Raw genomic sequence first — 1,657 nt, forward strand, 5'->3', positions numbered from 1 at the left:
CGGCATAGAAAGACGTTCTGCGCCGCGGTGTGGACGGGTGAACGTCCTCCTGATGCGCTTGTCGGGCTTGGTGTCCCATCGCAGGAGGAGGACGTTCATGGGTAACGGTAGTGGCTTGTCCCGGGGTGATCGCAACCGAAACGCGCGCTTGGCGCGGCTTCGGGCGCTGGTCCGGCCGGGCAATGCCATCGTCGGGATCGATCTGGCCGACCGCAAACAGATGGTGGTGGTGACCGACCACGACTCGAAAGTCTTGGCCCGCAAAACATTCCGATGCCGCGCCTGGGACCTGGGAGCCGCGCTGGATTGGGCGGCCCAGCGGTCGACCGCGGCGGGTTTCGCCGGGGTGACCGTGGCGTGTGAGCCGACTGGACATCGGTGGCGGGTGTTGGGACAGCTGGCCGCCGATCGTGACATGGCGTTTGTTTGTGTCCAGCCGTCGATGACCTCGTGGTCGCGCCGTGCTGAGGACTTGACCTGCGACAAGACTGATGAGAAGGACGCGGTGCTGATCGCCCGGTTGACCGCGCAGTTGCGCTGCTATATCCCCGAACCGGTCGATGAGACCTGGGGTCGGTTGCGGCATCTGGGTGCTCGCCGTGAGCAGTTGCTTGTGGAGATGGTCAGCCAAATCCAGCAGCTGCGCGCGTTGCTGGAATGTGTTTGGCCGGCCGCGTTGGACACCGCGCGGCAACCGTTTCGTTCCCGGACCTGGGTCGCGGCGATGAGCGTGGTCTGCGACCGCGACGGTGGTGACCTGGCCCGCACTCGCCGTCTCGGCTCGACCCGCTTCGAGCATGCGGTGCGCCGCGAGATCACCCGCCGAGGCGGTCAGAAGCCATCGCTGCGCATCGCGCGCAACCTATTCAACGCCCTCGAAGATCGCGCCGGGGTGATCGCGCACCGACGCGGCGCGCTGGAACGAGTGCAACTACTGCTGGGCGACTGGGCCGAAAAACAACGACGACTCACCGACACCGAGACTCGAATGATCAACGTGCTCAACGACCTTCGACTCACTGACCTGGTCACCTCCATCACCGGACTCTCCGCGGTCGGGGCTGCGGCGATCCTCGCCGAAACTGGCGACCCCACCCGCTTCGCCACCGCCCGCGCCGTGGTCAAACACGCAGGCCTGGCACCACGAGAGAAACTCTCGGGCGCGTTCACCGGACGCACCAAACTCACCGGCCAAGGCCGACCCGCCCTGCGCCTAGCCGCGTGGCGGGCAGTGTGGGGCGCCCAACGCGCCAACCCCGTTTATGCCGCCCGTTACCAGCACCTGACCGGGCGCGTAACCAACAAACTCACCCCTACCCAAGCCCAAGCCGCGATCGCCGCGACGATCTTGCGCCACCTGCATGCCGTCGTCACCACCGGTCAACGCTGGGATCCACAGACCGCAACCCACGGCACACGACCCCCAATCCCGGTGGCCGCCTGAACCTTTCCGGCGCCCATCGAGTGGTCGGTCGGGGCGAGCCCCACGCGGCATAGAGACACACCGTGATCTCGCCGGAAATCATGGGCAGCCCCGTCCGTCGTCACCTCAACCCGATTACACGCTGCTGGGATCAACCCCATCACTGCTATGCAGGGACGACGACGGGCGAGGCACCGACCGAACCGCTTGACACAAAACCACTTACGCTGATTT

General features: G+C 65.9%; 1 protein-coding gene. It reads left to right on the plus strand.

The features are described from left to right. The first annotated feature begins 97 nt into the window (after positions 1 to 97). Entirely contained in the window at positions 98 to 1,444 is a 1,347-nt protein-coding gene (locus ON44_RS33730; RefSeq protein WP_157187395.1) for an IS110 family RNA-guided transposase, read from the plus strand. The last annotated feature ends 213 nt before the right edge of the window (positions 1,445 to 1,657 follow it).

The sequence above is a fragment of the Nocardia vinacea NBRC 16497 genome, from assembly GCF_000308835.1.
Classification (GTDB): domain Bacteria; phylum Actinomycetota; class Actinomycetes; order Mycobacteriales; family Mycobacteriaceae; genus Nocardia; species Nocardia vinacea.

Excerpts from the sequence above, each read along its gene's own strand:
- ON44_RS33730 (WP_157187395.1), top strand. The coding sequence starts at position 98 with ATGGGTAACGGTAGTGGCTTGTCCCGGGGTGATCGCAACCGAAACGCG.